This window comes from Methylobacterium organophilum (assembly GCF_022533465.1).
GTDB classification, from domain to species: Bacteria; Pseudomonadota; Alphaproteobacteria; order Rhizobiales; family Beijerinckiaceae; genus Methylobacterium; species Methylobacterium organophilum.
Genome location: NZ_CP092848.1, coordinates 674,266 through 700,793 on the forward strand (window position 1 = coordinate 674,266; position 26,528 = coordinate 700,793).

Annotated in this window: 21 protein-coding genes and 1 pseudogene; 8 read left to right on the forward strand and 14 right to left on the reverse strand. The window is 68.6% G+C overall.

All coding sequences use genetic code 11. From position 1 onward, the window contains the following. Positions 1 to 6: 6 nt before the first annotated feature. From MMB17_RS03020 to MMB17_RS03030, 3 genes are all read left to right on the forward strand, one after another. Positions 7 to 885: a CorA family divalent cation transporter gene (locus MMB17_RS03020; RefSeq protein ID WP_241101027.1), complete on the forward strand. Its 879-nt coding sequence runs from the start codon at positions 7 to 9 to the stop codon at positions 883 to 885. A 274-nt stretch (positions 886 to 1,159) separates the two neighbouring features. Beyond that, positions 1,160 to 2,734: a hypothetical protein gene (locus MMB17_RS03025; RefSeq protein ID WP_241101028.1), complete on the forward strand. Its 1,575-nt coding sequence runs from the start codon at positions 1,160 to 1,162 to the stop codon at positions 2,732 to 2,734. Then, positions 2,731 to 3,069, forward strand: a complete 339-nt coding sequence (locus tag MMB17_RS03030; RefSeq protein WP_241101029.1) for a hypothetical protein — start codon at positions 2,731 to 2,733, stop codon at positions 3,067 to 3,069. The genes MMB17_RS03025 and MMB17_RS03030 overlap by 4 nt, the downstream gene beginning before the upstream one ends. A gap of 63 nt (positions 3,070 to 3,132) precedes the next feature. On the opposite strand, the pseudogene MMB17_RS03035 reads toward MMB17_RS03030, so the two are convergent. From MMB17_RS03035 to MMB17_RS03055, 5 genes and pseudogenes are all read right to left on the reverse strand, one after another. After that, positions 3,133 to 3,312: pseudogene (locus tag MMB17_RS03035) on the reverse strand (hypothetical protein); the annotation flags it as partial. 186 nt (positions 3,313 to 3,498) lie between these two features. Further along, entirely contained in the window at positions 3,499 to 4,881 is a 1,383-nt protein-coding gene (locus MMB17_RS03040) for an LLM class flavin-dependent oxidoreductase (protein WP_241101030.1), read from the reverse strand. An 11-nt stretch (positions 4,882 to 4,892) separates the two neighbouring features. Then, positions 4,893 to 5,813 carry an ABC transporter permease gene (locus tag MMB17_RS03045; RefSeq protein WP_241101031.1) on the reverse strand — a complete coding sequence of 307 codons (921 nt, stop codon included), beginning with the start codon at positions 5,811 to 5,813 and terminating at the stop codon, positions 4,893 to 4,895. Between the two features lie 99 nt (positions 5,814 to 5,912). Further along, positions 5,913 to 7,493, reverse strand: coding sequence for a sugar ABC transporter ATP-binding protein (locus tag MMB17_RS03050; protein ID WP_241101032.1), 1,581 nt, complete (start codon positions 7,491 to 7,493; stop codon positions 5,913 to 5,915). Between the two features lie 95 nt (positions 7,494 to 7,588). Further along, positions 7,589 to 8,926 carry a sugar ABC transporter substrate-binding protein gene (locus tag MMB17_RS03055; RefSeq protein ID WP_241101033.1) on the reverse strand — a complete coding sequence of 446 codons (1,338 nt, stop codon included), beginning with the start codon at positions 8,924 to 8,926 and terminating at the stop codon, positions 7,589 to 7,591. 645 nt (positions 8,927 to 9,571) lie between these two features. Between MMB17_RS03055 and MMB17_RS03060 the strand changes: the two genes are divergently transcribed. Beyond that, entirely contained in the window at positions 9,572 to 10,795 is a 1,224-nt protein-coding gene (locus tag MMB17_RS03060) for an acyl-CoA dehydrogenase family protein (RefSeq protein ID WP_241101034.1), read from the forward strand. Between the two features lie 54 nt (positions 10,796 to 10,849). On the opposite strand, the gene MMB17_RS03065 is transcribed toward MMB17_RS03060, so the two are convergent. The 5 genes from MMB17_RS03065 to MMB17_RS03085 are packed head-to-tail and all read right to left on the reverse strand — an operon-like array spanning position 10,850 to position 15,689. After that, the gene (locus MMB17_RS03065; RefSeq protein WP_238311931.1) at positions 10,850 to 11,908 is read right to left on the reverse strand and encodes an LLM class flavin-dependent oxidoreductase; all 1,059 of its coding nucleotides are present in this window, start codon (positions 11,906 to 11,908) and stop codon (positions 10,850 to 10,852) included. Between the two features lie 3 nt (positions 11,909 to 11,911). Beyond that, positions 11,912 to 12,868, reverse strand: a complete 957-nt coding sequence (locus MMB17_RS03070; RefSeq protein WP_241101035.1) for an aliphatic sulfonate ABC transporter substrate-binding protein — start codon at positions 12,866 to 12,868, stop codon at positions 11,912 to 11,914. A 27-nt stretch (positions 12,869 to 12,895) separates the two neighbouring features. Further along, entirely contained in the window at positions 12,896 to 13,438 is a 543-nt protein-coding gene (locus MMB17_RS03075; RefSeq protein ID WP_241101036.1) for a c-type cytochrome, read from the reverse strand. After that, entirely contained in the window at positions 13,428 to 14,648 is a 1,221-nt protein-coding gene (soxC, locus tag MMB17_RS03080; RefSeq protein WP_238311934.1) for a sulfite dehydrogenase, read from the reverse strand. The genes MMB17_RS03075 and soxC overlap by 11 nt, the downstream gene beginning before the upstream one ends. Positions 14,649 to 14,660: 12 nt before the next feature. After that, the gene (locus tag MMB17_RS03085; protein WP_338041758.1) at positions 14,661 to 15,689 is read right to left on the reverse strand and encodes an ABC transporter substrate-binding protein; all 1,029 of its coding nucleotides are present in this window, start codon (positions 15,687 to 15,689) and stop codon (positions 14,661 to 14,663) included. 142 nt (positions 15,690 to 15,831) lie between these two features. On the opposite strand from MMB17_RS03085, the gene MMB17_RS03090 reads away from it, so the two are divergent. Then, a complete protein-coding gene (locus MMB17_RS03090) occupies positions 15,832 to 18,246 on the forward strand; it encodes a hypothetical protein (protein WP_241101038.1) in 2,415 nt (804 codons plus the stop codon). On the opposite strand, the gene MMB17_RS03095 is transcribed toward MMB17_RS03090, so the two are convergent. From MMB17_RS03095 to MMB17_RS03105, 3 genes are all read right to left on the reverse strand, one after another. After that, entirely contained in the window at positions 18,218 to 18,835 is a 618-nt protein-coding gene (locus MMB17_RS03095; protein ID WP_420847322.1) for an SCO family protein, read from the reverse strand. The two genes, MMB17_RS03090 and MMB17_RS03095, sit on opposite strands and share 29 nt — an antisense overlap. Beyond that, a complete protein-coding gene (locus MMB17_RS03100; protein ID WP_241101039.1) occupies positions 18,828 to 19,946 on the reverse strand; it encodes an MBL fold metallo-hydrolase in 1,119 nt (372 codons plus the stop codon). Before MMB17_RS03100 ends, MMB17_RS03095 begins: the two co-directional genes overlap by 8 nt. Positions 19,947 to 20,529: 583 nt before the next feature. After that, on the reverse strand, positions 20,530 to 20,973 hold the full coding sequence (locus tag MMB17_RS03105; protein ID WP_241101040.1) for a hypothetical protein: 444 nt from the start codon (positions 20,971 to 20,973) through the stop codon (positions 20,530 to 20,532). A 679-nt stretch (positions 20,974 to 21,652) separates the two neighbouring features. Here MMB17_RS03105 and MMB17_RS03110 point away from each other — a divergent pair. The 3 genes from MMB17_RS03110 to MMB17_RS03120 all read left to right on the forward strand — a co-directional run bounded on the left by MMB17_RS03110 (position 21,653) and on the right by MMB17_RS03120 (position 25,072). After that, positions 21,653 to 22,525 carry an outer membrane protein gene (locus MMB17_RS03110; protein WP_241101041.1) on the forward strand — a complete coding sequence of 291 codons (873 nt, stop codon included), beginning with the start codon at positions 21,653 to 21,655 and terminating at the stop codon, positions 22,523 to 22,525. 1,027 nt (positions 22,526 to 23,552) lie between these two features. After that, complete coding sequence (locus MMB17_RS03115) at positions 23,553 to 23,774, forward strand: hypothetical protein (protein ID WP_241101042.1); 222 nt, start codon at positions 23,553 to 23,555, stop codon at positions 23,772 to 23,774. Between the two features lie 455 nt (positions 23,775 to 24,229). Continuing rightward, the gene (locus tag MMB17_RS03120; RefSeq protein WP_241101043.1) at positions 24,230 to 25,072 is read left to right on the forward strand and encodes an outer membrane protein; all 843 of its coding nucleotides are present in this window, start codon (positions 24,230 to 24,232) and stop codon (positions 25,070 to 25,072) included. 155 nt (positions 25,073 to 25,227) lie between these two features. On the opposite strand, the gene MMB17_RS03125 is transcribed toward MMB17_RS03120, so the two are convergent. Beyond that, entirely contained in the window at positions 25,228 to 26,268 is a 1,041-nt protein-coding gene (locus MMB17_RS03125) for a helix-turn-helix domain-containing protein (RefSeq protein WP_241101044.1), read from the reverse strand. Between the last annotated feature and the right edge of the window lie 260 nt (positions 26,269 to 26,528).

The following is a 26,528-nucleotide window of genomic DNA, read 5'->3' on the forward strand; positions in this document are numbered from 1 at the left end:
CGCGTCGTGATCCTGACCTTCGCCCGCGGCGAGACTTGTCTGCAGCCCCTCGATCACTTTTCGGAGGAGAAGAGGCGTCAGCGGCTCGCTCAATCCCTTTGGGTCGATCTCTTGGCCGCCACTCCGGAGGAGAGGGCCCTCGTCTCGTCGGTGCTGAACGTCGAGCTGTTCAGCCCGGACGAGTTGCATGAGATCGAGGAATCGAGCCGCATCTTCGTGGAGCAGGATGACCTCAACCTGATCTGCTGGCTGCCATCCTTCGAGGGTGACGTGGCGGTGAATTTGCCCGTTGGCCTGATCGCCGACCACGAGCGCCTGATCAGCATGCGGCAGGGGAATTTCCCAGCCTTCCGCAGCTATGCCGAGCCGCGTCGGCGCAGCGGCCTGCCCCGGGTCAACAACTCGGCCGACATGCTCGTCGAGCTCTTCGACACCATCGTCGGCCAGCTCGCGAGCACCCTGCGGACGGTCGAACAGGACCTCAACGCCCTGACGACCGAGATCTTTTCCGATACGGCGCATCCCCGCAACGGCTTCGCCCGGCCCATGGGCCTCCGTGGCAAGATCAGCTTCCGGGACCTGAAGGGCATCGTGCAGCGTCTCGGCCGGCGCAACGCGCTGGTCGCCAATCTGCGCGATTCCGCGGTGACGCTGTCGACACTCATCCCGTTCATCATCGCGAACGGGCGGCACTGGGCCGGCCCCGACACGGTGGCCCAGCTTAAGCTCATTGGCAAGGATATCACCTCCCTGCGTGAGTATTGCGGGCAGCTCTCTGCAGAGGTGTCGTTCTTGCTCGACTCGACGATGGGCCTCATCAACATCGACGAGAACCAGAGCATGAAGTTTCTCGGCTTGGCCGCCCTCGTCGTCGCCTTCATCTGAGATGCCGACCGCCGTGCCGACGACTTGGCCGACCCGCGGCGCCCCCGCCGTCGCCCCGCTCTCTGTCCGCGTGGCGGGGGCCAGCCTCATCCTGACCGGGCCGCTCACGGGCCGCCTCGCCTGTGGTCCGGCCCTGCCAAACTTCCTGAACCGCTGCCTTCGGATCGAGCGGCTGGAGGGGCTGCGCTTCGATCTCACGGCGGCGCGGATCGAATTGCGGTTCTCCGGTCCGGTCGCAGCCTCGGGCGAGGACATGCACCATCTTGCCCGGATCATGCGGGAGGCCGGCCAACGGGAGAGCCTGCGCAGCGCGGCCTTCCTCCGGCACGTCTCGGAACGCATCTGGGAAGAGCCCGTCACCCTGTGGCGGTCTGGCCCATCGCTCTCGACGTGGCGCGTGCATCATCTTGGCAGCGACCGGGTCCGGTTGAGCCACGGGGTGCTGCGCGACCGGACTGCGCTTGCGATCGTCGCGAGCTTCCTCAAACGGCGCGGCGCCGTGATCGCAATGGACCGGCACTCGGCCAGGCGTGGCTTCCTCGACCTGCGCTGCGACCCGAGCGGCCTTCCCCACCTCGTGGCGGAGGCCGAGTCGATCGAGGCCATCCTGCGGCGGCGCGTGGTCACGCCCTTCTCCAACCCGGAGGTCAAGGGCCTGCTCATCAACGCCAATCTCGCTTTCGCCATCGGGGCGGCAATTGTCCCGGCGCTTATGCCGATCAGTGCCGTGGTGCTGGCGGCGGCCTCCTGGCCAACGGCGCGCCAGGCTCTCCGGCAGCTCAGGCAGCGGAGGGCAGACGCGACAGCGGTCCTGATGATCCTGTCTGCGCTCGCCCTCATCAACGGCGATCACCTGCCCGCCGCGCTGATGTTGTGGCTATTCCGGGTCTGGGACAAGTTGACCCGCCGCAACCTGTGCCGGACGGAGGTCGCCCTGTTCGAGCGCCTCGCCGTCGCCTTGGGCGGGGACCGGACCGCCCTCCGGGGAGCGGCCGAAGCGGCAGTGACGGTTTTCTCCGAAGCGCCGCGGTCCAAGGCGGCCACGGCCTTTGCGGATGCGAGCACTCCGCTGATGCTGTGCGTCGGCGCCTCGGCCGCATTCTCGGGTGGTGCGCCGTTGGCACAGGCGGTGCTGCGGCCGGATTTCTTTAGCCCGGTGCTGGTGCATCGGCGCATCGCCGCGGCCGAGATCGTTCTACGCCTGGCCGATCAGGGCATCGTGGTGCGCAACTTCCGTGCGCTCCTCGAGATTCGCGAGGCCGACGAGATCCTGCTCGACGACGGGGTGGAGTGGGACACGTCCGGCCTCGGCTCCGGCGAGTTCGGACAGCGCATGGCCAAACTCGGACTGCGCGAGACCGTCCTCTTCCGCCCGGCGCGGGACGAGGGGCGGGACGACCTCGCCATACGCATCGGCGCCTCGCGCCACTTCGTCCGCAGCGCGGTGCACACGCCCGCGAGCTATCTCGCCCAGCAGCGACTTCTCGGTCACCGGGTCATCCATCTGCATGCCGTGCACGGGGCCGAGCCCCATGCCAAGTCCGACGTGCCCATCGCGGTCGGTCCGGCCGCTCTCGCCGACAGCAAGGCGCAGATCGGCCTGCCGGGACCGGACCTCGCCCGGCTCTGCGAGATCGTCGCCTTCGTGCGACGGACGGAGGGCGAGGAGACATCGGTCAAGTCGATGACCGTCGCCCTCAACACTGTGCTGATCGGCGCCTGCGTCTATGCCGGCCTGTCGGCCATCGGGGTCGTCGCCGTCGGGACCCTGGCAACGGCAGGACTATGGCTGGGTCTCGAAAGGCGCCTGGGACGGGTCATGAGCCGTCGCCCGGGAGGCATGATTTGAGCCGGGAAATTCTGTGCCGCCTGCCTGTCGCATGGCCGGCTGGTTGTGACCGCCGTGCCCTCATCGACGCCCGGCTCGCCCCGCATACCGCCTCATGGGAGGAGCGGCTTTCGCACGTCCTCATGCCCGGGCGACCCGCGGCCACCTGGCTCTCGGATCGGGTACTCGAGGTCCGCGCCGCAAAGGTGACGTTCTGGGCGGTGCTGACAGAGAAGGAAGTCACCGTGTTTTGGGATGCCCCGCTGGCCATTCGCATGATTATGACACCGAGCAGGCGTGAGGCGATCATCGAAGCGCTGAAAATGGATATGGGCGCCCTGCCCGCCAGCGCATGATCATCTGTCCGACCGTGAACGACGCGTGCGTGACCCTGCGATGGGCGCCATGCGACCGCCGCGTCACCGCTCTTGAATTCGACCCGGCTTGCTGTCCACGGCCCATGCCAGTTCCCGGGCTGTGACAGACGGGTTGGCGAAGGCTCGAAGCGCCAAGCCGCCCAGGGCCGTATGCGATCGGTCCTCGTTGTCATGGCACCTCCCGTCCTCGAGGCGCTCGCAGGCATCGGTCAGCGACACGAACCGAACCTGCTTGACGAGAGTCCCTCAACGGATGCGGCGTCCTGAGGGGCTATCATCGGCCATCTACTCGAAGGCAAAATAAAATATTGCAAATCATTCTATAGACAAAATTGATCATTTTCCCGTCGATGCAGACAGCATCTGAATATATACATCATCCAATATTTTTATTTTTCTCAATTCCGCCTAAGTCGATTCGCCCTTTCCATCACCAAAAGCCCCGCGATAGCGCGCGGCCGGGTGGCGTGCGTTGAGGCGCGGGCCGCGCCCGGGAAAGAGGCGCTCGCGGTAGGTACCGGGACCGTACTCGGTCTGAGCCAAGCCACGGGCCTGCAGCACCGGCACGACCTGCTCGATGAAGTCGACGAACGAGCCCGGCGTCGTCTGATAGATGACGTTGACCCCATCGATGCCCGCCGCCTGCCAGCGGGCGAGATCGTCGGCGATGCTCTCCGGCGTGCCGACGATGCGGGTGTTGTAGGCATAGGCATTGCCGAGATCGGCCACCGTCGCCCGCTTGCCGGGATTGGCCTCCTCGAAGAAGCGCACCAGCCCCTGGACGCCCTGGATATCGAGTTCGTCGACCGGCTTGTCGGGCGGCAGCAGCCCGAGATCGATGCCGAGGTCGCGGCTGATATGGGCGAGCAGGCCGTCGGTGCTGCGATACGCGTCGAGGTCGCGCGCCTTGCGCCGCGCTTCCGCCTCGGTGCTGCCGACGACGAAGGACAGGCCCTGGATGAACAGGAGGTCGCTCGGGTCGCGCCCGGCGGCGGCCACCTGGGCGCGCATCTCCTGCACCAGCCGCCGCGCGCCCTCCGGCGTGAGGCTGGCGATGAAGGTGCCCTCGGCGTTGCGCGCGGCGAAGGCGCGGCCCGCCTGGGACGAGCCGGCCTGGAACAGCACCGGCGTGCGCTGGCGCGAGGGCTGCGACAGGTGCGGGCCGAGCACCCGGTAGCGCGCGCTCTCATGGTGGATGCGGTGAACCCGGCTCGGATCGGCGTAGCGGCCGCCCTTCCGGTCGTTGAGCACCGCATCGTCGTCCCAGGAGCCCTCCCAGAGCTTGTAGGCGACGTCGACATATTCGTCGGCCCAGCGGTAGCGCTCGTCATGCGGGACGATGCGGTCGAAGCCGTAATTCTGCGCCGCGTTGTGGCTGACGCTGGTGACGATGTTCCAGCCGATGCGGCCGCGGCTGAGATGGTCGAGGGTCGAGACCTTGTGGGCGAAGTTGAACGGGTGCTCCTGAAGGATCGAGCTGGTGAAGGTCAGCCCGAGATGCTCCGTCGCCCCGATCAGGGCGGCGATGAGAGCGCCGGAATCGTTGATCGGGATCTGCACCGCCTCTTCGAGATAGGTGTCCCAGCTGCCCTTGTAGGCCGGATCGACGCCGATCACGTCGGCCACGAACAGGGCGTCGAAGCGGCCCTTCTCCAGGAGCTTGGCGAGTTCGACCCAGGGGGCGAGATCGTTGAAGGCGGTCTGGCGCGTGTCCTCGCGGCGCCAGAGGCCGTGATAGACGTGGGAGACGGCGTTCATCGAGAAGCCGTTGAGGATGAGCCGCTTGGTCATGGCGGGTCGCCTCACTTCACCAGGGCGGCGAGGGAGCGCTCGCGGCTCACCAGCACCGCGGCGATGACGACGGCGCCCTTCACGACCATCTGCGAATACTGGCTCACCCCCATCAGGTTGAGGCCGTTGTCGATGATGGTGATGATGAGCACGCCGATCAGGGTGCGGTGCGGGCCGCCGACGCCCCCCGCCAGCGAGGTGCCGCCGACCACGATCGCCGCGAGACTGCTCAGCAGCAGATCCTGCCCGACCGAGGGGCCGGCGGCGCCGAGGCGGGCCACGATCAGGATCGCGCCGATGCCGGTGAGCAGGCCCGCCAGGGCGAAGGCGTAGATCTTGTAGCGCCGCACCGGGATGCCGGCGGTGCGCGCCACCGTCTCGCCGCCGCCGATCAGGGCCATGTAGCGGCCAAAGCGCGTGCGGTTCGCGACCAGGACCGCGCCGCCCCAGGCGAGCAGCGCGCACAGGGCGATGTTGGGCAGGCGCGGGACGAGCTGGCCGATGGCGATCTCCTCGAAGCCCGGCAGATCGAACTGGATGGCGCGGCCCTGGAGGATCTGCAGGGCAAGCCCGCTGAAGATCGACAGCGTGCCGAGGGTCACGACGAAGGACGGAACCCGGCCGACCGCGTAGACGAGGCCGTTGACGAGGCCGAGACCCGCGCCGATGGCGGCGGCGACGAAGAAGATCCCGCCACCGATCTCGGTGTGGTTGAGGATCTGCACGCTGGCGGCGGCGACGAACAGCACGATCGCGCCGACCGAAAGGTCGATGCTGCCCATCAGGATGATGAAGCTGCCCCCGAGGCAGACGATCAGCAGGGCGCCGGCCTGACCGCTCAGCGCGGTGAAGTTGCGCCAGGTCGCGAAGGATTCGGTCGCGAGGGAGAAGAAGGTCACGAGCAGCACAACCACGGCGATCGGCAGCCCCACGCTCCTGTCGACCTTTGGAAGGGACAGCCACCTCCGGGACGCGGGCGCAGTCAGACGGACGGTCTCGGCGGTCATCATGGGTCTCCGGATCAGCCGGTGTCAGGCGGCGAAGGCGGGCGCGTCGCCGCTCTGCGGCAGCATCAGCGCGACGAGATCCTGCTCCCGGGGCTTGGCCTCGGCCGGGGCCGGCAGGTCGGCGACGAGCCGCCCGCGCTGCAGGATCAGGATGCGGTTCGACAGCCCGATCAGTTCGAGCAGTTCGTCGGTGATCAGCACGATCCCGACACCGCGCTCGGCGAGATCCCGGATCAGCCGGTAGATCTCCTCCTTGGCGCCGGCATCGACGCCGCGGGTCGGATTGTCGAGCACCAGCACCTTGAGGGAGCGGCAGAGCCAGCGGGCGAGCACGACCTTCTGCTGGTTGCCGCCGGAGAGGCTCGCGGTCCTGGCATCCGGCGTGGCGGAGCGGATGGCGAGGCCGCGCACGTGCCGCTGCGCCGTCTCCACCTCCCGGCGGCGGCGCCACCAGCCGAGGGCATTGGCGAAGAGATCGCCCCCGCTCGCGAGCGAGATGTTCCAGGCCACGCTCGCCGAGGGGATGATCCCCTCCACCAGCCGCTCCGCCGGGACGTAGCCGAGGCCGTCACGGACGAAGCGCCCGATCTCCGCCGCGCCGGCGGGCGCGTCCCCGAGCGCGACCGTGCCCGCATCGGCCGGATCGATGCCGGCGATGGCCTTGCCGAGGGCGCCCTTCCCGGAATCGAGCAGGCCGCCGATGCCGACGACCTCGCCCGGGCGGACCCGCAGGTCGATGGGCGCGAAGGCACCGGCCCGTTCGAGTGCCCGCACCGTGAGAACCGGCTTCTCTGCCTCCGAAACCACCCGCTGGCGGTGCTCGTGATAATAGTCGGCCACCCGCGCCCGCCCGACCATCAGGCTGTGCAGTTCGGCCTCGCTCGTCGCGCGGGGATCGCGTTTCGCCACCAGCTTCCCGTCCTTGAGGACGTAGATGATGTCGGAGACGCCGAGCACCTCGGTCAGCCGGTGGGACACGAAGAGCAGCGAGCCGCGCTTCCGGACGCGATCGACGAGGCGGAAGAACGCCTCCTCGTCGCGGCGGTCGAGGGCGGAGGTCGGCTCGTCGAGGAGGACCAGGGGCGTCTCGACCCCGCCGAGAAGACGGCCCGCCAGGCAGGCCCGCGCGATCTCGATCGATTGGCGTTTCGAGAAATCGTAGGCGCCGGTGCGGCGGCGGACATCGATGTCGAGATCCGCCTCCTCGGCGATCCGTTCGGCCGCGGCGATCATCGCGCCCCGATCGAGGAACTGGCCGGCCCGTGCGAAGCCTGCCTCCCAGCCCAGGAGCAGGTTCTCGTAGACCGGCACGTTGAGGACGAGCGACTGCTCCTGGAACACGCGGGATACGCCGAGCCGGGCGGCCCGGCCGTAATCCCGCGGTGCGTAGGGGAGGCCGGCGAGGCGCATCGTCCCGTGCTGGGCGGCGGTGATCCCGCTCAGGATGTTGAACAGCGTCGACTTGCCGGCGCCGTTCTCGCCCACGAAGGTCACGACCGCGTTGCGCGGGATGTCGAATTCGATGCCGTCGAGCACCGGAACGGGCCCGTAGCGCATGGAAAGCCCCCGAGCCTCGAACAGCGGCCCGGCGCGTCGATCGTTCATGATCCCGTCGTCTTCCTGTTGTTCGAGCGCCGCTCACGTCCCGAGCCCATCGCGCGCCTCGGGGTTCCGGTCAGAGGCCCGTCCCCGGGCGGCGGTCAGGCCTTGCGGTTGGGCGAGGGGCCGTCGAACTTGATTTTGTTGCGGTCGGCATACTCGGCCTTCACCGCCTCCAGTTCGCCGCGCGCCTTGGCCTCGGCATAGGCCTTGGGCAGCGTCCAGCCGTCGGGCTTGGGATAGCCGCGCCAATGGTGCTCCACGTCGATCGGGTAGAGATCGGCCTGCGGATCCCAGTCGTTCGGATGCAGGACATGCGACAGCTTGCGATAGTCGAACGGCTCGACATCCTTGTTGTCGACGTAGCGGTCGATATAGCTGTCGATATTGTCCCGCGTGACCGTGAGCGCGCGCCAGTAGAGCTGCCGCTCGGCCGCCCGCGGCTGCCAGCCATGGGTCACGTCGAAGATGCGGGCGGCGAAGAGCGCGCCGGTATAGACCGGGCTGTTGCCGCTCGTGGCGGTCTGCAGGCCGCGCTTGATCGCCTGTGAGCCGAGCGAGGTCCCGTCGGCACCGCCGACGAAGATATCCTTGCCCGGCTTGATGCCGGCATTGCGCAGGGCCGCGAGCGCCCCCTGCGCCTCGTCGTCGTTCTGCGTGATGATGCCGACGATGTTCTTGTTGCGCGACAGCAGATCCTCCGTCGCCCGCAGGGATTCCTCCCGCAGCCACTTGCCGGGAAGCGTGTCGACGAGCCTGGTCTTCGGGAAATCCTTGAAGGCGTCGTCGCGCCCGCGGTTGCGCGCCGCCTCGCACCAATTGCCCGGCGTGCCGGTGAGGGCCACGACGTCGCCGCCGCCGAATTTTTCGGTGACCGCCTTCAGAACCTCCGCCGAGACGCGCCGATGCGCGTCGTCCTCTTCGGGCACAGCGTAGAGCGTGTAGTAATCGCCCGCGTCGAACGGCGTGTACCAGGCCACGCTGTCCCAGATCGCACCGAAATAGGTCTTCGTGTCCTCGGCGACCTTCGAGACCCGGCGCAGCGCACTGCCGTCGAGGATGTTGAAGAAGCCGCCGGCGGCGCGGGTCGTCGTCAGCTGCTCGAACTGGTTGAGCTGGCGGGTGCTGTCGATCTGGCCGTCGAGGAAGACGTAGTTCTGGCCGAGCGCCTTCGCGGCGGCCTCGGCGCCCTTGCTGACGAGCTGGTTGTACTCGGTGCTGGCGCTCCAGGCGAGATAGGCGATCTTGCCGGAGGGATCGGCCACCGCGACGCTCGGCAGGCCGAGGGCCGTCGCCGCAGCGCTGGCCGACAGGCCGGCCGAGGCGAGGGCCAGGAAGTCGCGGCGCGACACGCCCTGCGTATCGAGCCGGTCCATGTAGTGGTCGACGACCTTCCGGTCCTCGAAATCGGGCATCGAGCGATGACGGCGGCTTGTCACTTGAGAGGTCTCCACCTTCACGGACCGCGCATCCCGAGCGGCCTGTCACGGCGCTTTCCGGCCGCCGCATCCGCGCGCACGAAGCGACGCGGCCGGCTCGTCGTGCAGAGGACTGACAAGCATCGTTTCAACCGATGCTTGGATCTGCATACGATATTCTGGAGAAAGCTTGAGCAATAATCTCGGCCATGCGAATTTCAGTCAATAGAAATATTTACCTTATGTTTCAGCTCATGCGGAACAGACATTCGAACACGCAGACGATTTCGCAGGTTTGCTTCTCCGCTCCGGATCGCAACCATCGAATGCCTGCCTGAGCGGCAAGTTGAGGGGCAACACCGCCGCGGCGCCGCATCGCGTCTGAGGAAGAGCCGAGGCGCGCAGCCTCGGCCGGGTCCGTGCCTTCTCGAAGCTCTTCCTTTGAAGAGAGGCGGCACCGAGAATGTCATTTTCGTTGATCCTGATGAAAAAGGACAACAAACTTCATCGATCTCCCACCAAAGAAAGATCTTTCAAAATCGCGTGCGTGCGCCGCAATCCGGATGGTTTGTCTTGAGCTTGCGGCGAGAATTGCCGATTTCGTTGCCCTTCCGCGCCCGATGGCCGCCCTGGCGGTTCGGGCGGGCAGCAGAGGACAACCGGACGATGTCGCAGATCGATGCGGGCTGGGGGGCCGGCCCGAGCGGACGCTACGAGGAGCTCGCGGCGCGCTTCCGGCCGGTCTTCGCCGAGATCCGCGCCGGCGCCGTCGCACGGGACGCCGAGCGTCGCCGGCCCCATGCCGAGCTCGGCTGGCTCAAGGAAGCGGGCTTCACCACCCTGCGCGTCCCCGCCGAAGCGGGCGGGATCGGCGCGAGCCTGCCCGAACTCTTCAATCTGCTGATCGAACTCTCGGCGGCCGATTCCAACGTCACCAACGCGCTGCGCGCCCATTTCGGCTTCACCGAGGACGTGCTGACCGCCGCCTCGCCCGAATGGCGGATCCGCTGGATCGCCCGGCTCGCGGCGGGCGACACGGTCGGCAGCGGCGTGTCGGAGACGGGACCGGCCAAGGTCGGGCAGTTCGACACGGTCCTGCGCCACCGCGGCGGCGAGCGGGTGCTGGACGGCAGGAAATTCTACACGACGGGCTCGCTGTTCGCCGACTGGATCCACCTGTCGGCGCAGGACGAGGACGGCGCGCCCGTGGTCGCGGCAGTGCCGACCCGCGCGCCCGGCGTCACCATCGAGGACGACTGGGACGGCTTCGGACAGGCGCTCACCGCCAGCGGCACCGCCCGCTTCGAGGGCGTCGTGCTGGCGCCGGAGCTGATCAAGCCGGAGACGGCGCGCTTTCCCTACGCGATGGCCTTCTTCCAGCTCGTGCATCTGGCCACGCTGACCGGGATCGGCCGGGCGGCGGCGGAGGATGCGGCCCGGCTCGTCGCGGCCCGGACCCGGGTCTACAGCCACGGCAATGCCGGGCGCACGGCCGACGACCCGCAGGTGCAGGCGGTGGTCGGCCGGGTGCGCGGGAACGCCTATGCCGCGGGCGCCATCGTGCTGAAGGCGGCCGAGAGCGTGCAGCGCGCCTTCGAGGCGGCCCAGGCCCAGGGGCGGGACGCGGCCGAACCGGCCGCTACCCTGGCCGATATCGAGGTCAACCAGGCCGTCACCGTGGTGACGAACCTCGTCCTGGAAGCCACCACCGTGCTGTTCGACGCGCTCGGCGCCTCCGCCGTGAAGGCCGAGCACGGGCTCGACCGCCACTGGCGCAACGCCCGCACGCTGACCTCGCACAACCCGCGGATCTACCGCGAGCGCAGCGTCGGTGCCTTCGCCCTCAACGGCACCCGGCCGCCCCGCGAGTACCGCGTCGGCACGGCCTGAGGGCGCGGGGTCTCGCGCCGAAGGCCACGATCGGATCCGGCCCTTCCCGCCGCCTCAGCCCCGCACCCGCGGAAGCACCTCGGCGGCGAAGCGGCGCATCTCGGCCTCGAAGGGCTGGAACTGCAGCATGAACAGCTCGATCCCCGCCGCGTGAAAGGCGCGGATGCGCGCGGCCACCGCCGCGTAGCTGCCCACCAGCCCGGCGGCGGTGCCGCCATTGGTGCCGACATGGTGGGCGGCCGCCGCATCCGTCTTGGCGAACATCACGCTCGCCGCATCGGTTCGCGCCCGGGTCTCGGCCCGCAGGCCCTCGTCGCGGCGGCTGAGAGCCAGCAGCCGGGCGAACTCGGCCTGTGCCGCCTCGTCCGTCTCCCGCGCGATCACGAAGGCCGAGAGGCCGTAGCGCAGGCGGCCCGCCGCCGCCGGCCGCCGCGCCAGGTCGGCGATGAGGTCGGCGACCGCCTCGAGGGGCTGGCCGTTGATGAACCAGACGTCGCCGTGATCGGCCACCAGCGCGCGGGCCGGCTCGGATTCGCCCCCGACATAGATCGTGGGCCGCGCCCGATAGGTGCCGGCGGGCTTGAGCTGATAGTCCTCCACCCGGAAATGCCGCCCCTCGAAGCGTACGCGCTCGCCGCGCATCAGCCGGTCGACCAGGGCGATCCATTCGCGGCCATAGGCATAGCGCTCGTCATGGTCCGGGAACGGCAGGCCGGCCCGCTCGAATTCGGCACGGTTCCAGGCATTGACGAGGTTCAGGCCGAAGCGGCCGGCGCTGACATGCTCGATCTGGAGCGCCATCTTGGCGAGCACGACCGGGTGGTAGAGCCCCGGCTTGATGGCGCCGATGATCTCGATCCGCCGCGTCACGGCGGCGAGGGCGGCGCAGGCCGTCCAGGCTTCCAGCTGATCGCGGGTCTCGTCGTAGGGGTTCACCGTGTGCTGGGCGACGAGCACGGAATCGTAGCCCAGCGCCTCCGCTTCCAGCACGAGGGCGCGGTTGCGCGCCCAGGAGGCGTCGTGCGGCTCGTCGGGATCGTGGCGGGCGGCGCGCGAGCCGTGGACGGGGGCCCAGATCCCGAAGCGGAGGGGAGGCGTCGTCGCCTGCGGCATGGCTCAGCCCCGCCCCGCCGGCGGCTGCCAGATCCGGACTGCGGCGGTGTCGAGCCGCCGCGGGATCAGCCCGGCTTCCAGGAAGGTGTCGGCGATGGCCTGCTGCTCGGAGAGCGCCGCCCGATCGACCGCCGTGACCCGATAGCTGCGCCGCGCATTCACCGTGGCCACGACCTCCGGCGGCAGGTCGCCCCAGAGCGGGGCGAGCAGGGCGACGGCCTCCTTCGGATTGGCTTTCACCCATTCCCCGGCCTCGACCAGGGCGGAGAAGACCGTGGCGACGACCTCCGGATGGGCGGCGGCGAAGCCGTCGGTGACCGTGTAGTAGCGGTTGTAGCTCGACAGGCCGGTCGCATCGGCGAGCACCCGCACCGGGCGCTTGGCCTGCACGATCGCCAGGAACGGGTCCCAGATCACCCAGGCGTCGAGGCCGCCCTGGGCGAAGGCCGCCGCGCCGTCCGCCGCCTCCAGATAGGCCGGCCTGATGTCGGAGAAACTCAGGCCCGCCCGCTTGAGGGCGGCGGCGAGGATGAAGTGGCAGCCGGAGCCCTTGGAGACGCCGACCACGCGCCCCTTCAGATCGGCGATCGAGCGGATCGGGGATTCGTCGGGCACGATGATCGCCTCGGCCCGGGGCGAGCCCGCCTCCATCGCGTAGAAGGTCAGCGGGGCATGGGCCGATTGCGTGAAGATCGGCACGGCGTCCGCGACATCCGCGTGGAGATCGACGGCGCCGGTGTTCATCGGCTCGATCACCTTGGTGAACTGGTGCCAGCTCACCCCGAAGCCCTGCGCGCCGAGGCGCTCTTCGAGGATGCCCTTCACCTTGAGCACGGTGAGCAGGGTCGAGGAGCGCTGGAAGCTCACGCGCACGGTCTGCCCGGCCCGGGCCGGGCGCAGGGATCCGAGGGAGAGGCCGGCGGCGAGCGCCGTCGCGAAGGTCCGTCTGGTCAGGGTCATGGCGATCGTGGGGTTCGTCGGGAAACGTCAGCGGCCGGCCGGCACGTCCGGGCGCGGATCGGCGGTGAAGCCGCCGCGGTTCGGCATGGCGACCTTCGGCAGGCTCGCCGCATCGAGGCTCGCCTCCTCCGGCAGCAGGCCGTTGAGGTGCAGCACGTAGGCGCTCACCGCGTAGGTCTCGCCGGCGGACAGCGATTGGGGCGCGTCGAAGGGCATGGCGCGGCGCACGTAGTCGAAGAGCGTCGTGGCGTAGGGCCAGAAGCTGCCGACCGTGCGCAGCGGCTTGGCCGTGGCGAGGCTGCCCTGCCCGCCCGCGAGGGCGTCCGCTGGGCCGCCCTCGCCGCGGGCGCCGTGGCAGCCGGCGCAACGCGCCGCGAAGAGGCTCGCCCCCTCCCACACGCTGCCGCGCCCGGGGGGCAGGCCCTGCCCGTCGGGGCGCGCCTCGATGTCCCAGGCGGCGATCTGCTCCGGGCTCGCCGGATGGCCGAGGCCGAGCGGGCCGGCGGGCTCGGCGAGGGCCGGTCGGCCGAGTACGAGGCCGAACAGGAGGGCCAGGAACTCACGCCGCATGGGTGACCGCGCCCCCTTGCGCGACGCTCCAGCCGAACACGGCGTTGTTGTGATAGTAGGAGCGCGTGCCCCGCACGGAGACGAGGGCGTCCCGGCTCGGCTGCACGTAGCCGGTCTCGTCCCGCGCCCGGCTGAGGAGCCGGGCGGGGCCGCCCTCCCAGCGCCAGGGCAGGCGGAAGCGCGTGAAGCAGCGCGGCCGCACCGGCCCTTCGAGGGAGGCCGGACGCCAGGAGGCCCCTCCATCCGTCGAGACGTCGACGCCGGCGATCTTCCCCCGCCCGGTCCAGGCGAGGCCGCGGATCTCGTGGAAGCCGGGGGCGCGCAGACGCTGGCCGCCGGAGGGCGCCGTGATGACGGATTTCGCCTCCATCACGAAGGTGAACTGGCGTGCGCTGCCGTCCGGCATCAGGTCGGTGTATTTCGAGGTCTCCTCGCGCGTCTGGAACGGCTGGTCGCCGACCTTCAGGCGGCGCAGCCACTTGATGCTCAGGTTTCCTTCGAGACCGGGCAGGAACAGGCGCAGGGGATAGCCCTGCTCCGGCCGCAGGCGCTCGCCGTTCTGGGCATAGGCCAGGATCGCCCCGTCGAGCGCGGCCTCGAGCGGGATCGACCGGCTCATGGCGCAGGCATCCGCCCCCTCGGCGAGGATCCAGGCCGCTCCCGGCTTCACCCCCACCTCGGCGAGCACCGTCGCCAGTTCGACGCCGGTCCATTCCGCGCAGGACATCAGGCCGTGGCTGTCCTGCACCGTCCAATCGGGCCTGGCCCCGAGCCAGGGCGTGTTGCCGGAGCATTCGAGAAAATGCAGCCGCGACACGGCGGGGAAACGGACGAGGTCGTCCATCGTCAGGACGAGAGGCCGCTCCACCAGCCCGTGGACCACGAGGCGATGCCGGTCGGGGTCGACCGCCGGGATGCCGGCATGGTGGCGCTCGTAATGCAGGCCGTTCGGCGTGATGATGCCGTGCAGCCCCTGCAGGGGCGTCACCGTGGCGACCGCGCCTGGAAAGGCCGGCGGAAGCCTCGGGTAGCGGGCGAGGGCCTCGCCCGGGGCGGGGCGGCCATAGCCGGGGGCGGTCGCCCCCTGCTCCTTCGTCCAGGACGGAACCTCCAGGGGGCCCTCGCCCTCGGCGAACGCCCGTGTCGCGGCGCCCGCTCCGGCGAGCGTGCCGCCGGCCATGCGCAGGAAGGCGCGCCGGTTCTCTCGCATCCTGTGCGATCCCTATTTCGCGACCGCTTCGGCCTGCGTCGCCTCGAAGAAGCGCGCGTCGAACAGGCCGTCGGTGGAGGGCGTCTTCTCGGTGATGCCCAGCGTCGTCTGGAAAGCGAGCATCGCCCGCGTGGCCTCCACGATCGTCCGCGGATCGGCCACGTACTGCGTCGCCGGCGAGGCCAGCGCCTTGGCGAAGACCGCCTGGCTCACGATGCCCTTGCCGAGGGCGGCCTCGACCGCCGGCAGCGCCCGGGCCGGCTCCCGCTTGAGCAGATCCACCGCCCGCACGATCGCCGAGACGAGGCGGCGCACGGCCTCCGGGTGCTGCTCCAGGAAGGCGCCGCGCACGGCGACCACGGTGCCCGGCTGCCCGGGGAAGAGGTCGTTGCCGCCGGCGACCAGCCGGAGATCGGGGTTGCGCTCCCGGATGATGGTGAGGCCCGGCTCGCGCACCGTCGCGGCATCGACCGCGCCCGACAGGATCGCCTGCTGGGCCGCATCGATTCCGAGGGTGACGACCTGCACGTCCGCGGGATCGACCTTGTGGATCTCCCGCAGCCAGAAGCTCAGATTCGTGTGGGGGATCGAGCCGAGGGGCTGCGTGGCGATCTTGGCCGGCCGGCCATTCTCCTCCCGGAAGCGCCGGAAGGCCGCGGCGGGCGCTGCCCCCTCGGACAGCCACTTGCCGAGCTTCGCGCCGGCGACGAGCACGTTCTCGCCGGTCGCGGTCGCGGCCACGACGCGCAGATCGACGCCGCGCTCCCGGCCGATCGCCACCGGGGTGACGCCGGCCACGTAGATGTCGACGGTGCCGCTGGCCGCGGCCTGAACCGCGTTCGGCCCGGAATCGAACAGGGTGATGGTGGGCTTGAGCCCGCCGGCGCTCAGCCAGCCCTCCCGCTCGGCCACGTAGAGCGGCGCCGCGCCGAGAACCGGGATCGCCCCGATCCGCACCGCCAGATCCTGCGCCCGCGCGGCCACGGAGAATCCCAGCACACCGAACAGAAGAATTGCCCACCGGAGCGGTCGAGACGACATGATCGTTCTTTATTTTAGAGAAATGCCGAAAGATCTGTTTAGATCTACTTGTATTATGAACATGTCATGCGGCGGCGCAAGACTTCTCCAAAGAAGATCGCTATAGCGCCGGCACAGACCTCTTGGACGAGAACCGGAACCGATGCGGGACGAGGGCGAAGGCAGGGCGCGGCTGGGCGAGCATGTGGCGCCGGCCGGGCTCTACGCGGCGATCAAGGCGCGGCCCTTCCTGGGCAGCGTCCATTGCAGCCACGACACCCTGGTGGCGGGGAGCTGGCACGAGGTGGTGCTGACCTACGAGGTCGGCGCCTGCGGCATCGCCGACGGGGCCACCTTCAAGGCGACCTTCAAGTTCTACTCGGACTGGGCCCTGTTCCAGACGGCGGATCCGGCCGCCGCCAACTATGTCAGCGCCGAATACGAGGCCGGCCCGCTCGCCCCCGGGCAATCCCCCGCCACCGTCCAGTCGCTCAGCGTGCGCTTCGACCAGAAGGGGCACGAGCGGCCCTTCCAGAAGGCGGTGATCGTTGACGTGGTCGACGGCTATCTCAATGCCGGCGACCGCATCGTCCTCCGCCTCGGCGACCGGCGGGCCGGCGGCCCCGGCACCCGGGTCCAGACCTTCGTCGAGGACGGTTTCCGCTTCCGCTGCTACGTCGATCCGCTCGGCACCTCCCGCTACGTCGCGGTGCCGGGCGACCCGGTGGTGCGGATCGTCGCCGGGCCGCCGGAGCGGCTGCAGCTTGCCGCGCCCCGCTTCGTGGCGGAGGGGGTGGCGCCGTCCCTCACGGTCGCGCTGCTCGACCGCTGGGGCAACATCGCCCGCGACCAGGGCGGCCGCCTCGACGTGACGGCCGCGCTCGGGGACCGCATCGTCTCCGAGCAGAGCCATGCGGTGCCCGCGGAAGGGTGGGCCGCCCTCCGGATCGAGGACCTGCCGCCGGTCTCCGGCACGATGCGCCTCCGCGTCGTCCGCCCCGGCACCCGCGACCCGCTGGAGGGCGAGGCCTTCGTCTCGGGGCTCGCCGACGCCCCGGTGCCGCGGGCGCTCTACGGCGATCTCCACGTCCATGCTCATGACACGGTCGGCACCAACAGCCCGGCCTACAACGCCGCCTATGCCCGCGACGTGGCCGGCGTCGACGTCTACGGCTACACCGCCAACGACTTCCAGATCACCGACGAGGCCTGGCGCCAGGGCGTCGCGGTGGTGAGCGCCTTCGACGCGCCCGGCCGGTTCGTGGCCTATGCCGTGCAGGAATGGTGCGGCAGCTCGACCGCGGGCGGCGACCACCAGGTGCTCTTCCTCGGGGAGGATCCGCCCGGCTTCCCCTTCAACGGGCGCGGCGAGCACAACCGCACCTTCCTCTGGAACGAGAGCATGCAGGGCACGGGCGTCGAGGTCGGGCGCTGGCCGGTCGAGGATCTCTGGGCGGCCTATATCGACGACCCGGAGAACCACCTCGTCATCCCCCATGTCGGCGGCCGGCGCTACATCCCGGACTGGCATCATCCGGAGCTGGAGCGCCTCGTCGAGATCGCCTCCGCCTGGGGGCAGTTCGAGTGGCTCTACCGGGACGTGATCGCGCGGGGCTACCGGCTCGGCGTCTGCGCCAACGGCGACGAGCATCGCGGGCGGCCCGGCGGCGGCGTGCCGGGCGTGCAGGTCTTCGGCGTGCGCGGCGGCCTGACCGGCATCCTGTCGGACAGCCTGGACCGCCGCTCCGTCGGCCGGGCCTTGCGGGCCCGGCGCACCTTCGCCACGACCGGCGAGCGCAGCGCCCTCCTCGTGCGCTGCGGCGACCATATCCAGGGCGACGCCTTCGTGCAGGATGGCCCGGCGCGGCTCGATTACCGCTTCCTCGGCGAGGCCGGCTGGGAGGAACTGACGGCCCACGACCAGACCGGCCCGATCTGGCGGCGCGACCTGCACGCCGAGCTCGGCTACTCGGAGCGCCTCGTGCGCCTGCGCTGGGGCGGCGCGCGCATCCGCGACCGCTATCGCTGGGCGAGCTGGGAAGGCCGCATCCGCATCCTCAACGGCACGATCCGCCGTCTCACGCCCCAGGGCTTCGAGCATGCCGAGGAGACGGCGTGGCGGGCCGGCCCCACCGAGATCGCCTTCCGCTCCGAGACCTATGGCGACAGCGACGCCATCGAGATCGACATCGGCAACCTGGACCAGTGCCGCTTCGTCATCGAGGGGACCATCGGCGGCTTCGTGAAGGTCGGCGACCCGCGCCGGGCCGCCCCCTTCGTGCACGCGCCGGATTTTCACTGGGACTGCAGCGGGCGCGACTTGCTGGAGCAGGGCGCCCTGCGGCGCGAGCTCGGCGGCACGGAGCTGTTCCTGGCGCTGGAGCGGCTGACCGAGCGGCCGCTGCCCCGCGACGTGGCCGGCCACATCGTCGTGGCGCCGGAGAACGCCTCCTTCGGCTTCCGCCCGGTCTATTTCTCCGGCCGCCAGCGCGACGGAAGCCGGGTCTGGTCCTCGGCCCAGTTCATCACCTTCGCGGGGGCGGCGCCCGTCAGCCCTTCCCCAGGTGAGGCCGGATGATGGTGAGCATGCGCTCGGCGGAGGTGCCGGGCGGGAAGAAGCCGAGATAGCCGCCCGCGCGGTCCATCAGGTAGATGAAGGCGGAATGGTCGATGGCGTCCGCGCCGTCCGGCCGCGCCACCCGCTCGTAGAACACCTTGTAGGCCTCCGCCGCCTGCCGGATCGCCGCCGCGCTCCCCGTCAGGCCGATCAGGCGGGGATGGAAGCTCGGCAGGTACTCCGCGAGATGGGCGGGCGTGTCGCGCGCGGGGTCGAGGGTGACGAAGACCGGCTGGATCGCCTCCGCCGCGTCGCCGAGCAGGGTCAGAGCACGGGCGATCTCCATAAGATCGGTCGGGCACACGTCGGGACAGCCGGTGTAACCGAAATAGACGATCCGCAGCTTGCCGCGGAAATCGGCCTCCGTGCGCGGGCGCCCGTCCTGGTCGACGAGGGCGAAGGGCCCGCCGACCGGCTCCCGGTTCCACATCAGCACGTCCATCAACTCCGCCGCCGAGCGACGCGGCGCCTCCTCGGCCCGGGCCGGAAGGGCCGGCGCGCCGCAGAGCTGGCCGAGCAGGAGGAGCGCCTGGAGCCCGGCCCTACGCACCGAAGGTCAGCCGGCTGCCCGTGGTCGGCACGATGACGTGGTCGGGCAATTGCGCCTGCGCTTCGAGGGCGAAGTTCAGACCGCTGCAATGCATCGGGATGACGACGTCGGGTTGGAGCTTGGCGATCTCGGCGACGACCTGGCTCAGATACTCCTTCGGCGCCGGGCCGAGATGGAAGCCGCCGACGATGGCGTGGACCTTCTCGATGCCGGACACCGCCTGCGCCTGCCGCACCGAATTGACGATGCCGACATGGCCGCAGGAGCTGATCACCACCAGGCCCTTGCCGCGGACGTTGAAGCAGGTCGCGTGCTCGTGGACGTGTTCGTCGGGGATGATCGTCCCCTGGAGCTCCGCCGGCGCATAGTGGCTCGCGTCGCAGCCGAGCCCGTCCTTGATGCCGCGCTCGACGAAGGTGTTGGGCAGGATGCGCTCGATCGAGGCGCGCTTGATGGGGCCCGTGGTGAAGGCGTGGCCGGCCACCACCGTCGGCGTCTCGCACAGCACGGTCGCGATCCTCTGCGCGGCGAGTTCGCGCCGGTCGAGCTGGCCGAAATCCGTGAACTGGCCCTGCACGCCGCTGGGGCTGAGGCGGTGGCAGAAATTGTCCTCGCCGCCGGCATAGAGCTTCAGGTCGGGCGCGAGGCGGCTGCGGTATCTGTCGAGAAATCCGGTCAGGCCGCCGTAATGATCGTGATGGCCGTGGCTGACGATCAGCGCATCGACTTGGGTCGGGTCGACCTTCAGGATCTCGATATTGTTGAGCAGCGCCTCGGGGCTGTAGCCGAAATCGAGCAGGATGGTGCGGGCCTCGTCGCCGGCCTTCGATTCCGCGAAGAGCGAGAGGCCCCACTGGTTGTGCAGCACCTTGCGGTAATCGCTGCCGCGCCCGCTGCCCGGCGGCTGATGGAACACGCCCTGCACGGTCGAGGGTTTCAGGAACTGGTCGTGGGCGGAATCGATCAGGACGCGGAGGGAGAGGGTGTCGACGGTCGGCACCGCGATCGGCCCGGCCCGCGCGATCTCGATGCAGGCGAAACCGGCCGAGGCGCCGGCGGCGAAGGCCGCCGATGCCTTCAGGAAGCCGCGCCGATCCATGCTCCCGACCATCGCGTCAACCTCATCGCATCATGTATGCGATTGATGTATTTGAGATCCTCCGGAATTGTGTCCCTTATTTCTCCAGGAACATAGAAGATCGACCTAGCCGGCATTTTGGACCGGACCGATCGAAAGGCTCCTGCATGGCGGTGGCCATGGGTCGCTGGAACGCCAGATCCTGGACGGCGATGAGCGCGGGCGGCCGGTACCCCAGCGACGCGTGAGACCGGATGCGCTTGCCGGTGCTCTGCCAAAGACCGATCACGGTTTGCGCCTCTTTCCGCGCGCAAAAGATCGCTTGCCGTAGGCACCCGCCGCGCAACTGACCGTCGACACTCTCGCCGCGCCCGTCTCCCACGGTGAGCCTGGGGCGATGGACGGGATCGGCGCCCCGTCTTGGCGACTCAGCGGCAGCCCGGTGACGCGGGAAGATCCGTAGCGTCCCTGTCCGGCCGCCGGGGCGAGGATGACGCGGCTCCGGATATCCTCGTCGACCGGCACGGTCGGCACGTAACGCCGCGTGCCACAGTGCCGGCCGACGATAGGACCGCACGTCGCGGCGTCTGTCGCGTCGGCCGTTGACGCCGCGGGCTTATCGGGCGCGACAATTCGGTCCGGCCCAGGTTCCGCTTTGAACGTCGAGGCCGCCGCCGCTTCCGGCGCCACAGACCGGAAAACTCTTGTCGCCGGATCGCTGCTGGCTCAGGGCGCGGTAGAGTGCGCGCCGGCGCTCGTCCTCCTGGTTCTGGGCGCTGATGCGGGCCTGCCGTGCCAGTTGCTCGTTCTGCCGAAGGGCGTCTCTCTGCTGGGACACCCCCATCATGCATTGCGCGAACGCATCCGTCCCGGCCTCGAAGCCGAACCCGACACATTTGTCCTGATCCATGGCCCGCTGCTCCTTGGCCGACACGCAGGCGGACAATGTCAGCGCACAGGCCCCAACGAGGACAAGTCCCACGAAGCCGGCGCCGGAACGCCGCAGCCCCATCTCACCGTTTTCCGAACGGCGATGGTTGAACGCAATGGGTGACGACATCGGCATCGAGGGCCCCTTATCTATGGCTTGGAGAAACAACACCGAAGCCCCTGACGAAATCATGAAAAATCGAGATGAATGATAATTTACTGGCATCCACATAAAGACGAGCCTTTTTCTGCGTAATTTCTTCGCAGTTTATCAATTGTCGGTTGCACGAACCCGCAGATAGTCTTGCAATTGTCTGACCTGTAACGCTGTCCGATCCCAAGCGACTCACGATTTCGGGGCTTCGGGGCGCCCTCCGGTGATGGGATTCGCGGGACTGCCCCGCCGGGCAGCGCCTTCGCCGGGACGCCCCTTGTCCGGGCGCTATTCGATCGCGTGACGAACCTGGCTCCGGGCCTTGACGCCCATCCGGCCCAGAACGCTGCCGCCGTCGCGTCAGGAAGCCCGATCACCGGCCGCGTCGCGCGATCGGTGGCGGATGGTGGCAGGGCCCGGGTTTGCGGGCACCGGGGAGCCACCGCCTTCCGCAGACCGGCACATCACGCAACTTTCAGGGAACATCAAATATTTTCGCTCTACTTTTGATTTATATCCGTAATTATTCAAGCATTAACCAATAAAATCCCAGAGACGGCCCATAATTCAAGTGTTGCGAAGTCGCTACATACTTGTCGATACAGATCTGATAAACCGGCTTCATCAATGAATTAGGAGCGGAAACAGTTCAGACATGCGCAAGATCCTCACATCCCTGGTTGCATTCACCGCCCTCACCACCGCGGCTTCCGCCGCCGACCTGCCGCGCCGCGCCGCACCGCCCCCGCCGCAGGTCTTCACCCCGGTCCCGGTCTTCACCTGGACCGGCTTCTACCTCGGCGTGAACGCCGGCTACGGCTTCGACGCCAGCAGCCGCAGCACCACCAACTACGCCCTGCGCCGTGGCACCCTGGACAACTCGCCCGACACGGACGCCGTGATCAGCGTCAAGGATCGCAACAAGAACAACGGCTTCAGCGGTGGCGCCCAGATCGGCTACAATTACCAGTTCACGCCCGGCTCGGGGGTGGTGATCGGCGTCGAGGCCGACGCCCAGTACGTCGACTTCGCCCGCCGCACGCGGATCACCCCCGACTATGGCATCACCGGCACCCCCGGCTTCGCCTTCTCGGCGCCGTACGCCTACGTCGCCACCAGCGGCAAGGGACTGGACTATTTCGGCACCGCCCGAGGCCGCCTCGGCTACGCCTTCGACCGCACCCTCGTCTACGCCACCGGCGGCTACGCCTACGGCTCGGGCCAGGACGATCAGACCTTCGCCGGCCGGAACTTCCGCAACAGCTTCCGCACCGGCTACGCGGTCGGCGGCGGCGTCGAGTATGCCCTGCCCATCGACTCGGCCCTGAACTTCTTCCGCTCGTCCGCCGTGACGCTCAAGGTCGAAGGTCTCTACGTGAACTTCGACCGCCAGAAGAAAACCGCCAGCGGCACGTTCATCGACAGCCTGCTCCCCCCGAACGGCGTCGCCTACCTCAACGGTGCCGCGGCCAAGACCGAGTTCGCCGTCGTGCGGGCCGGCCTGAACTACAAGTTCGGCAGCTACTGAGACGGAACCCGCGCGGGCGGCCCCGCCCGCGCGGCAGCCCGGCCCGGGGCCGATCCTGCCTCAGCCGGCCGCCGTCACAGCGAAGGCATCCTTCGTTCGAGCGTCGCATCCCCAGCCCGATCAACCTGGCCGCGACGTCGACACCGCCCCGGAAGCCGACCGCCTCCGGGGCGCTCACCATCGCAGTGCCGTGCAGGCCCCGCACGACGGACCGCCGCATCGTCTCCGGTGCCGCATCCGGGCTCCTCGTCAGGATGCCCCCCTCCGCCGATGGCAGCCCGATTTCCGGAAGAGCGATCATGGACCTCAAAATCGTTCTCGCCCTCGCCATCCCACTGGCAACCGTGATCGTCGCAACCGCTTGGGCCGCCTTCATCGCCCGCGACATGAACAAGGCTTTCGGTTAGGCGCCCTCACGCACTTTCCGACCGTCCGACCAATCGGCCGGGTCGGACGATCAAGTCCGATTGGACGTCCGGTCCGCTATGCCCTCACGGCGGCAAGCGCGCGAAGACCGGCCTTCCGAACAATCCTTCCCGCACCCGCAAGCCTGCCCGCGACCACGACCTCTGCACGGCGCGCCCCTGATCGAGCGCCGCTGTGCCAAGCGCGGGCCGTTCCGCCGCGCCGCTCCTCCGGCGAGAAGACCGCGCGCAACGACGTGGCCGTCGTCACACGCGCCGCCATCGTCCTTTGGCGCAGAGAGCCGTCCTCACCGCACAGGGCGGGATCGGCTCGGGGTACGCTCCTTCCGGAAGCCCGATCCCGGACGGGATCGCGAAGGCACCGGCGGCCACCGGCATGATCCGTGCCTCCTTCGCGAGCCCTTCAATCGCCCAGACGGCAATCTTGACTTGTATTTCCTGCTATAACGAACAACAAAAGAACGCATTAACGATACATCAGCCGCCGCACATTGATGATAATTTTGCGGATCCGACGTAAGAATGACGAAACATCCCTCGGCTAGGGTAGATCTCGTCTGAAAGGCGAGCAACTTTTCGGATCATCAATCAGAGGTATTATCATGACGACTAATTCCGCTGAGCAGAATGCACCGGTTCGCCTGAACGACGATGCGCTCGAGCCGGTCAGCGGCGGCGCCCGGCCGCCCTTCAGCGAATTCACTGTATTCAACGAGCTCCAGCGTGGCGTCCGCAACGGTGCCAAGACCGTCGACTATTCCTGCAATATCGAGGGAAAACGCGGCAAGACGACGATATCCAAGCGGAACAACATCCATCGGTAAGCAAGGGCTATCTCCAGCCTCAGCGTTTCGGCCCGCCCGCTTCGCAGCGGCGGGCGTGTTCATCTTTGACCGAATCGCCGCCGCACCGGCCGCGCCCCGCCCTCCGAGGCGCGCAGAAGTTCGACCACAGCACAGACGCACAATTTAAGCCCGCAAATCGACGTCCGATATGCAACCTGAACTACTGGTTTCGAATTGGACGGATCGGCAGGCCCTCGCTTCAGAATGAGGGCGGCCGGGGGCAAGGTGAGGGCCGCGCCGCGGCGCAGAACCCGCCGACCAGACATGGACTTCCGAGACAAGAGCAAGCGCCTGGGTCGCCGTCCGTCGCGAATCCCAAAAGCTATGCTCAGAGTCCCAAGCCGTCGCCCCCAATCGCGACGTTGCTGGAATGCTACAGACTTTCCACAGGGGGTCTGTCATTCAATCTGTGCTGAAAAACCAGGGCACAGTCCATGTATAAATACGGTTTTATCTCTGCATCTGCTGCAATCGTTGCTTGCGGATCCGCCTTCGCGGCCGATCTGCCGCGGCGCGCCGCGCCGCCGGTCTTCACCCCGGTTCCGGTGTTCACCTGGACCGGCTTCTATCTCGGCGGCAATGCCGGCTACGCCTTCACCACCCGTGAGAGCAGCAAGCGGAACGCCGCCTTCCTGATCGACGATTCCGATATCGGCACGGTCGGGGGCACGTTCGGCTTCAACAACCGGGGCCAGAACGGCTTCACCGGCGGTCTGCAGGTCGGCGCCAACTACCAGTTCACCCCCGGCAGCGGCTTCGTGGTCGGCGTCGAGGCGGACGCGCAGTATCTCGATGCCGGACGCCGCCGCTCCGGCGTGCTCGCCGGTCCCGGCACCGTCCTGAACCCGAACACGGTCTTCTTCGATCCGCGGGCCACGGCGGGCATGGAGTATTTCGGGACCGTGCGCGGCCGCCTCGGCTACGCCTTCGACCGCACCCTCGTCTACGCGACCGGCGGCTACGCCTATGGCGGCGGCAGCGAGAAGCGCTACTTCGGCGCCACCGACAACGCCCAGATGCGGACCGGCTGGACCGTGGGCGGCGGCGTCGAATACGCCCTCCCGACCGACTCCTTCCTGAACTTCTTCAAGTCGTCCGCCGTGACCCTGAAGGTGGAAGGCCTCTACGTGAACGTCCAGCGCAACCAGGGCACCGCCCTCCTCGCCGTCAACACCGTCACGGGCGACCTCTACCTGCGCACCCCCGACCGCCGCTCCCTCGGCGACGACTTCGCCGTCGTGCGCGCCGGCGTGAACTACAAGTTCGGCAGCTACTGAGCCGAACCGGCTCGACAGCCTTCGGCGAAAGCGTCCCCAGCCCCGATCACCTGGCCGCTGAACCGAAAGACGTCCCGGGCTCACGCCCGGGACGTTCGTTCATGTCACGGATCCGCCGAGCATCGGTGCCGATCCGCGAGCGGCTCCGCCGCCGCTCACAGATTCTCGATCCAGCTTCGCAGAACGGGCATGCCGGCCCGGCGGTCGTCGAGCCCCAGGTGGTAGCCGCTGGTCTCGCTGGGAATGAAGCCGAAGCGACGCCGGAAGGCCCGCCGGAACGTCTTGTCGTCCGAAAAGCCGACCGTGTAGGCGAGCTGCGAGATCCGCAGCGGGCGCCCCCCCTCCCCTCGGACGAGGATCCGCATCGCCCGCATGAGGCGACGGTCGCGGATATAGGCGAGGACGCCGCCGCTCTCCGTGAAGAGGCGATACAGGGTCGAGCGCGACAGGCCCAGATGCGCCGCGATCATCGCCGGGCCCAGATCGAAATTGTGAAGCTCCCGCTCGATGAAGCGCCGGACCTTGATGCTCGCTTCGAGCTTCTGGGGAGGCGGGCTCCCGTCGCGTCCGCGCAGATAGGTCCCGCAGAGCTGCGCGATCGCCCGCGCCGCGGTGGCCGCCTCATGCGGCTGGAGCAAATCGCCACAAGCCACGACATTGGCGAGGAATGCGTGGAGCAGCCGCGCGAACGAGTCGTCGCCATGGTCGAAGGCATGGCCGTGCAGGCCATCCAGTCGGCAGCCCTGATCCTCCAGGAGGGCGCGGGGAATGACGAGGTTCGTGGCATCGACGGGATCGGCGACGATGCGAACGGGCTGGGCGAGATCGAAGACGACGCATTGCGTCTCCGTGACCAACTCGATCCGGTCGCGGGTCTCGACCCGGCTCTGTCCGCGCCGGTAGAACTGCAACAGGATGTGATCGAGCCCCTGCCGCTCGATCATCTCGGCCGAGCGCTCCAGGACATGGGCCGGCGCGATCACGTCTCCGACGATGAGTTCGCCCAGATGGTAGCTGCGCATCCCGATCGGGATCGACAGATCGGTCTCCGGCCCCCAACTGACCGCGAAGACCGGGGCGATGTGCTCACGCCAGGCAAGCCCCAACGCATCCGGATCGGCCCCTATGGGCGGGTCGAAGCGGTGACAGAGAACGCTCGAACCATCCCCGAATCCGTTCTCAATCGTCCCATTCATGGTGGAAGTGTCTACGCCGACGATACTTGCGCGGGTGCATAGCACCAAGCTGCACAGCGATCATCTCCACACAGGAGTACCATCCCCGCGAGCATGAAAATCTGCGGGCTCGTTGCGTAATGGTTACGCCAACGATTCCAATGACTTTCAAGACCAAAATCGGGGCAGCCCGTCCCAAAATTCCTTCTCCGCCGGATGGGGAGGCCGCGACGCAAACCTGACGTTCGAGACCGCGCTCGTGCCGCGAGCCCGAAAGGCGC